We start from the raw sequence: 297 nt of genomic DNA, 5'->3' as shown, positions 1-297 counted from the left end.
CGCATCTTTAGTCATGGCAATGCGCCTTCGTTCGCGCAAGATCCGCAGGTCCAGCCACGAGGCGAACGTCGACGCCGAACTGGATTCCGCACGCGGCCAGAGCGCGATTGCCGAGGTCGCTGCGGAAATGCCCGGCCGCCACCGCGTGCTGCAGGTGGACATTCGTCGCCGCCACCACGCGCACGTCGATCGGAATACAGTGCCGGGATCCAAGCCGCACGACCTCGCGCTCCTGCAGCACGCGCAGCAGCTTGACCTGCATCGACAGCGGCAGGTCGCCGATCTCGTCGAGGAAGA

Annotated in this window: 1 pseudogene; it reads right to left on the bottom strand. The window is 66.0% G+C overall.

Annotated elements, in window-relative coordinates:
• Positions 1 to 112: 112 nt before the first annotated feature.
• Positions 113 to 297, bottom strand: a pseudogene (locus tag ACOJB8_RS41300) (sigma 54-interacting transcriptional regulator); the annotation flags it as partial.

This window comes from Paraburkholderia sp. BR10141 (genome assembly GCF_056155635.1).
The sequence above is the reverse complement of the archived record's forward strand: the minus strand, read 5'-3'. Positions and strand labels throughout refer to the sequence as shown.